At 73.7% G+C, this 6,361-nt stretch carries 5 protein-coding genes and 1 pseudogene; 4 read left to right on the top strand and 2 right to left on the bottom strand.

Features of this window, described 5'->3' with window-relative positions:
* Window positions 1-421 precede the first annotated feature (421 nt).
* Together C2142_RS41500 and C2142_RS10405 are read left to right on the top strand one after the other, a co-directional pair.
* Window positions 422-1,132, top strand: a pseudogene (locus C2142_RS41500) (hypothetical protein); the annotation flags it as partial.
* A 618-nt stretch (window positions 1,133-1,750) separates the two neighbouring features.
* Window positions 1,751-2,509 carry a hypothetical protein gene (locus C2142_RS10405; RefSeq protein WP_346766432.1) on the top strand — a complete coding sequence of 253 codons (759 nt, stop codon included), beginning with the start codon at window positions 1,751-1,753 and terminating at the stop codon, window positions 2,507-2,509.
* Window positions 2,510-2,648: 139 nt separating this feature from the next.
* On the opposite strand, the gene C2142_RS10400 is transcribed toward C2142_RS10405, so the two are convergent.
* Window positions 2,649-4,019, bottom strand: a complete 1,371-nt coding sequence (locus tag C2142_RS10400; RefSeq protein WP_148642374.1) for a DUF1015 domain-containing protein — start codon at window positions 4,017-4,019, stop codon at window positions 2,649-2,651.
* A gap of 94 nt (window positions 4,020-4,113) precedes the next feature.
* On the opposite strand from C2142_RS10400, the gene C2142_RS10395 reads away from it, so the two are divergent.
* Both C2142_RS10395 and C2142_RS10390 read left to right on the top strand, forming a co-directional pair.
* Window positions 4,114-4,785 carry a tetratricopeptide repeat protein gene (locus C2142_RS10395; protein ID WP_174315628.1) on the top strand — a complete coding sequence of 224 codons (672 nt, stop codon included), beginning with the start codon at window positions 4,114-4,116 and terminating at the stop codon, window positions 4,783-4,785.
* 12 nt (window positions 4,786-4,797) lie between these two features.
* Window positions 4,798-5,841: an HAD-IIA family hydrolase gene (locus tag C2142_RS10390; RefSeq protein ID WP_148642373.1), complete on the top strand. Its 1,044-nt coding sequence runs from the start codon at window positions 4,798-4,800 to the stop codon at window positions 5,839-5,841.
* Window positions 5,842-5,997: 156 nt separating this feature from the next.
* Here the strand turns inward: C2142_RS10390 and C2142_RS10385 are convergent, their stop codons facing one another.
* Window positions 5,998-6,345: an SCP2 sterol-binding domain-containing protein gene (locus tag C2142_RS10385; RefSeq protein ID WP_148642372.1), complete on the bottom strand. Its 348-nt coding sequence runs from the start codon at window positions 6,343-6,345 to the stop codon at window positions 5,998-6,000.
* Window positions 6,346-6,361: the final 16 nt, after the last annotated feature.

Genomic DNA, 6,361 nt, shown 5'->3' with positions numbered 1-6,361 from the left:
GAAACGCCCGGTTACATTCCGAACCCGGAAGCTAAGCCTCACAGCGCCGATGGTACTGCAGGGGGGACCCTGTGGGAGAGTAGGACGCCGCCGAACAATCATTCAAAGGCCGCGGCCCCAGCGATTCGCTGGGGCCGCGGCCTTTTTGTGTTTTGCGAACGTGTACAACCCCGGCACATCGGGACTTCCGCCCATGCGCGGGGGGTCTCCGGATGTCGGACAATGGAGTAGGTGCACGGCCAGGAGGCCGGCATCGAACCGCGCGAGGGCAGTGGTGTCGCCCAGGCCGCGGTGGAGCTGAGCAGCAGAAGGAGTCACCACAATGTCGAACCAGCCCCAGGACCGTCCCGAGCGTCGATCGGACGACGGCCGCGGCTACGAGCCCCGGTCTCGCGGGGGCTGGTCCAACGACCGTGGTCCCCGCCGCGACGACCGTGACGACCGTCCGCGTCGTGACGACCGTCCCTCCGGTGGCGGTTACAACCGTGACCGTGACGACCGCGGTGGCTTCCGTCGCGATGACCGTCCCTCCGGCGGCGGCTTCCGTCGTGACGACCGTCCGTCCGGTGGTGGCTTCAACCGTGACCGTGACGACCGTCCGCGTCGTGACGACCGCCCGTCCGGTGGTGGCTTCCGCCGGGACGACCGCCCCTCCGGTGGCGGCTTCAACCGCGACCGTGACGACCGCGGCGGCTTCCGTCGCGACGACCGCCCGTCCGGTGGCGGCTTCCGCCGGGACGACCGCCCCTCCGGTGGCGGCTTCAACCGTGACCGTGACGACCGCGGCGGTTTCCGTCGCGATGACCGCCCCTCCGGTGGTGGCTTCAACCGTGACCGTGACGACCGCGGCGGCTTCCGCCGTGACGACCGTCCGTCCGGTGGTGGCTTCAACCGTGACCGTGATGACCGTCCGCGTCGTGACGACCGCCCGTCCGGTGGTGGCTTCCGCCGCGACGACCGTCCCTCCGGTGGTGGCTTCAACCGTGACCGTGACGACCGCGGTGGCTTCCGTCGCGATGACCGTCCGTCCGGTGGTGGCTTCAACCGTGACCGTGACGACCGCGGTGGCTTCCGTCGCGATGACCGTCCGTCCGGTGGTGGCTTCAACCGTGACCGTGACGACCGTCCGCGTCGTGACGACCGCCCGTCCGGTGGTGGCTTCCGCCGGGACGACCGCCCCTCCGGTGGCGGCTTCAACCGCGACCGTGACGACCGCGGCGGCTTCCGCCGGGACGACCGCCCGTCCGGTGGCGGCTTCAACCGTGACCGTGACGACCGTCCGCGTCGTGACGACCGCCCGTCCGGTGGTGGCTTCCGCCGGGACGACCGCCCCAGTGGCTTCAACCGCGACCGTGACGACCGCGGCGGCTTCCGTCGCGATGACCGTCCCTCCGGCGGTGGCTTCCGTCGTGACGACCGTCCGTCCGGTGGTGGCTTCAACCGCGACCGTGACGACCGCGGCGGCCGGGACAGCCGTGGCGGCGGGCGTTTCGAGGGCCGTCGTGACGACCGTGGCGGCTTCCACCGTGACGACCGTCCGCGCCGTGACGACCGCCCCTCGGGCGGCTACAACCGCGACCGCGACGACCGCGGTGGCCGGGACTACGACGACCGCCGGGGCAACTACGAGCCCGTCAAGCGCCTGCCGATCCCGGAGGACGTCACCGGCTTCGAGCTGGACGCGGACGTCCGCCAGGAGCTCAAGAGCCTGCCCAAGACGCTCGCCGACGATGTCGCCCGCAACCTGGTGATGGTCGCCCGGCTGCTGGACAGCGAGCCGGAGGAGGCCTACCAGTACTCGCGCATCGCGCTGCGGCTGGCCTCCCGTGTGGCCGCCGTCCGCGAGGCGGCCGGCTTCGCGTCGTACATGACGCAGCGCTACTCCGAGGCGCTGACCGAGTTCCGCGCCGCCCGCCGGATGACCGGCCGCGCGGACCTGTGGCCGGTGATGGCCGACTGCGAGCGCGGTCTGGGCCGTCCGGAGCGGGCGCTGGCGATGGCCGGCGAGCCCGAGGTGAAGCAGCTGGACAAGGCCGGCCAGGTTGAGATGCGTCTGGTCGCCGCCGGTGCCCGCAGCGACATGGAGCAGTTCGACGCGGCCGTCGTCACCCTGCAGAGCCCGGAGCTGGCCTCCAACTCGGTGCAGCCGTGGACCGCGCGACTGCGCTACGCCTACGCCGAGGCGCTGATCGCGGCCGACCGTGGTGACGAGGCCCGTGAGTGGTTCGCCAAGGCGGCCGAGGCCGACAGCGAGGGTGCGACCAACGCTTCGGAGCGTCTGGCCGAGATCGACGGCCTGGAGTTCGTGGACGCGCTGGACCCGGAGCTGGACGAGGACACCGAGCAGGCCGAGGCCCCGGCGAAGCCGCGTGGCGGCGGCGTGCCGGACGAGCGGGAGATCTTCGAGGACGAGGAAGACGTCGAGGAGTTCTACGACGAGGACGACCTGGAGATCGACGAGGAGTTCGACGGTGTCGCGCCGGAGCGGTCCAACGACGCGAAGGCCTGAGGCCGGCAGGCCCTCGGCCACGAGGCCTGACGTCGAGCAGGACTGAGTGAGGCCCTGCCCCACCCGGGAGATCCCGGGCGGGGCAGGGCCTCACTGCTGTCCGGAGCTTTGCCACAGGGCCCGGTCGGCCCGGCCGGGATCAGCCCAGTTCGAGGCTGCGCAGGACCAGCCCGGTGGCCGGCTTCGGGCCGAAGGACGTCGACTTGCGGGGCATCGTGACGCCCTGCTCGGCGAGCCGGCGGACCACGCTCTCGCGCACCGGGTGGAGCAGGACCGCGGTGCCCCCGCTCCGGGCGGCCTCGCGCTCCGCGGCCACGGCGGTGTGCAGGTAGCCGATGTCGTCCGGGCCGTCGGGGACGCGCCAGGTGTGGTCGAGCAGGGTGGCGTGCAGGACGGTCGCGTCCAGGTGGCGCCACTCCTGCGGCCGGTCCTGCGGCACAGTGGCGTCGAGCAGCTCCTCGTCGGGTTCGCCGACCAGCCAGTACACACCGTTACCGCCGGTCAGCAGGAAGCTGCTGCCGCCGTGCCGCTTCTGCTCGGCGAGGGACTGCAGGGCGGTGTCCAGCGGGCCGGGCACCTCCTTGACCTGCCAGCGGTCGCCCAGCTTCTCCAGCGCGTCGGCGACCGGCAGCCGGTACAGCACCCGGTGGATCGCCCGGACCTTCAGCGGGTAGCGGGCGGTGTCGACCAGCAGTACCAGGCCGCGGTCCCACGGGCTGCGCGGGAGGTGGCGGTGCTCGCGCTGGAGCCGCAGGTACATCTCCCAGCGGTGGTGGCCGTCGGCGATCAGTGCCCGGCAGGTGGCCAGGTCGCGGCTGATCTCGGCGATCTCGGCGGGGCCGGTGACGGCCCAGAGCCGGTGGTGGGTGCCGTCGGTGGTGGTCGTGGTGAGCAGCGGCTCGTCCTGGACGGCGCGTTCGATCACGCCGGCCGCGCCGCCGTTGCCCCGGTAGGTCAGGAGCAGCGGTTCGAGGTTGGCGCGGGTGGTGCGCATCAGGCCGACCCGGTCGGCGACCGGCCGGGGCATCACGTCCTCGTGAGGGAGGACGACGCCGGCCTCGCTGCCGCTGACGGCCAGGGCGCCGATCAGTCCGCGCTGGAGCAGCTCCGGGGAGTCGCCGGTGGCGGGCACACGCTGCTCGTAGACGTACAGCGCGGGCTCGGGGTCGGCGGCCAGGACGCCCTCCCGTTGCCAGTCGCGCAGCAGCCGGGCCGCGTGCCGGTAACGGGTGTCGCGGTCGGGGCGGTCTCCGGTGTCGTCCGGTTCGGGACGCGGCAGGATCAGCCGGACCACGTTGTGCGGGTCGGCGGTCTCCAGGTCGAGCCGGCGGCCGGGATCGACGACGTCGTACGGCGGCGAGGTGACCGCAGCCAGTGCGCCGACCCGGTCGGGGACGTATCTGAGGCCACGGAACGGGGAGAGGGACAGACCTGCGGTGGCGACGTGACCGGGATCGCCGGGGCCGCCCTGCGGAGACTCCGCTCCGCTTTCTGCACTGGGGGTGCTCATTCTGGGCATCGTAACCGGGTACGCGTTGTTCAGAGATCGGAACACCCGTGCTGGTCGGTGGGACGGGTGTCGTGACCGGAGGGCGAGGTACGGCGTGAGCGAGCGCAGCGGCGGGCAGGAGCGGGTCGACGGCGGCACCGGGGGCCCGGACGGTCCGGACGGATTCGCGGGCGGGGAGGGCCCCGGCGGCGGTTCCGGCGGGGGCGGGGTCCCGGCGCAGGGGCGGGCGGGGGAGCCCGTGGGTGACGTGTACGAGTGGTTCCGCCGGGGCGGCAAGCTGCTGGCGCAGGGGCACCCGGCGGCGGCCGAGCAACTGCTCGCGAGGGCGGCCGCTGCCGAGCCGCACTCGCGCAGTATCCGGGAGACGCTGGCGAGAGCGCAGTTCGACGCGGGTTCGTACGCGGCGGCGCTGGAGAACTTCCGGGCCGTCGCCCTGGCCGATCCGTCGGACGACTACGCTCAGTTCGGGTGGGGCGTCGCGGCGGCGCGGCTGGGCGACTTCGAGACGTCGGCCGAGCACCTGGCGCTGGCCGTGGCGATGCGGCCGGAGACCGACCACTACCGGGCCGCGCTCCGGCAGACCCGGGCCACCCTGGCGGCGCGCGCCGGGGCGTTCGGACCGCTGATGCCGGGGGCGCCGGGGTACCTGGAGCCTCCGCAGGCCACGCCGGGAACGGACGGTGCGGACGGCCGGGACGGCCGGAACGCCGGGGACCGCACGGATGACACGGATGACACGGATGACGGGGATCGACGCAGTGAATGAGGTAGAGCAGGCATGACCGAGACGGCCACCACCGCGCGACGGACCGCCCCCGGCGGGAGCGGGCTCCCGCTGACCGAGGCGTACGACACGGCGCTGCTGGACCTCGACGGTGTCGTGTACGCCGGGCCCAACGCGATCGAGCACGCGGTGGACTCGCTGGCGTCCGCCCGGACGACCGGGATGCGGCTGGCGTACGTGACCAACAACGCCTCCCGCCCGCCCCGCGTGGTGGCCGCGCACCTGACCGACCTCGGTGTGCCGGCCGAGCCCGCCGACGTGATCAACTCCGCGCAGGCGGCCGCCCGGGTCGTCTCCGAGAAGGTCCCGGCCGGGGCGAAGGTGCTGGTCGTGGGAGGCCTCGGCCTGGAGGAGGCGTTGGCCGAACGCGGTCTGGTGGCCGTCCGTACGCTGGCCGAGGAGCCGCTCGCGGTGGTCCAGGGCTTCGACCCCTCGGTGGGCTGGCAGCAGCTGGCGGAGGCCTCGTTCGCGATCCAGAGCGGGCTGCCGTGGGTGGCGTCCAACCTGGACCTGACGGTGCCGCAGGCGCGCGGCATCGCGCCGGGCAACGGCACGCTGGTCGCGGCGGTGCGGGCGGCGACGGGCGTGGAGCCGGAGGTCGCGGGCAAGCCGCTGCCGCCGATGCACCGCGAGACGGTGCTGCGCACGGGTGCGCGGCGGCCGCTGGTGGTCGGGGACCGGCTGGACACCGACATCGAGGGCGCGTTCAACGGCGGGGTGGACAGCCTGCTGGTCTTCACCGGGGTGACGACGGCGGCGCAGCTGCTGGCGGCGCCGGTGGAGCACCGGCCGACGTACGTGTCGGCGGACCTGCGCGGGCTGCTCGTGCCGCACCCGGAGGTGGCCGGGCAGCCGGGTGGCGGCTTCGCCTGCGGCGGCTGGGCGGCGGTGGCGCAGGACGGCGAGCTGCGGTTCACGGCCGCCGGTGAGAACCACTGGGACGGGCTGCGGGCGCTCTGCGCGGCGGCGTGGACGGCCCTGGACGCCGACGGCGTGCCGGTGGACGGCCGGAAGGCGCTGGCCGAGCTGGCCTTCTGAGCCCCGGGGAGGGCCGTCCGGCCGTCCGGCCCAGGAGGAAGTTCCGGTCCAGGGGGAAGTTCCGGTCCAGGGGGAAGTTCCGGTCCCGGGGGAGGGCGAGCCGGTCGGCCGGGTCCCGGGAAGCGGTAGGGGTCCGCCGGGTGTCGGGTGTCGGGGTCAGAGCAGGGTGCGCAGCCGCAGCAGGTCGCGGAAGCCCGCCTCCAGCTTGACCCGGCCACCGGCCCAGGCGGAGGCGAAGTTGAGCCGGCCGCCGACCAGGTCGACCAGGTCGTCGCTGCTCATGGTGAGCCGGATCTCGGCCTTCTGGGCGGGGGCGCCGGGAGCCTGGGTGACGTCCTGGATGCGGCCGTCGCGGAGGCGGCCGGTGAAGGTCAGGTCGAGATCGGTGATCCGGCAGGTGAGCGAGCGGTCGAGGGCGGCGGCCTTGCGGACGCCCCCGGTGGACTTCGCCATGTTCCGGCTGAGCTGCTCCAGTGCCGCGCGGCACTCCTCGGCGTTGGCCATGGCGGCTGGTCCACTC

Origin of the sequence: Streptomyces sp. CB01881 (genome assembly GCF_002953255.1) — a bacterium.
Taxonomy (GTDB): Bacteria; Actinomycetota; Actinomycetes; order Streptomycetales; family Streptomycetaceae; genus Kitasatospora.
Note: the sequence above shows the minus strand (reverse complement) of the source record. Positions and strands in the feature narration are given on the sequence as shown.

What these genes read in the sequence shown, in the direction of transcription:
- C2142_RS10405 (WP_346766432.1), top strand. Translation starts at nt 1,751, where the DNA reads ATGGTCGCCCGGCTGCTGGACAGCGAGCCGGAGGAGGCCTACCAGTAC.
- C2142_RS10400 (WP_148642374.1), bottom strand. Translation starts at nt 4,019, where the DNA reads ATGAGCACCCCCAGTGCAGAAAGCGGAGCGGAGTCTCCGCAGGGCGGC.
- C2142_RS10390 (WP_148642373.1), top strand. Translation starts at nt 4,798, where the DNA reads ATGACCGAGACGGCCACCACCGCGCGACGGACCGCCCCCGGCGGGAGC.
- C2142_RS10385 (WP_148642372.1), bottom strand. Translation starts at nt 6,345, where the DNA reads ATGGCCAACGCCGAGGAGTGCCGCGCGGCACTGGAGCAGCTCAGCCGG.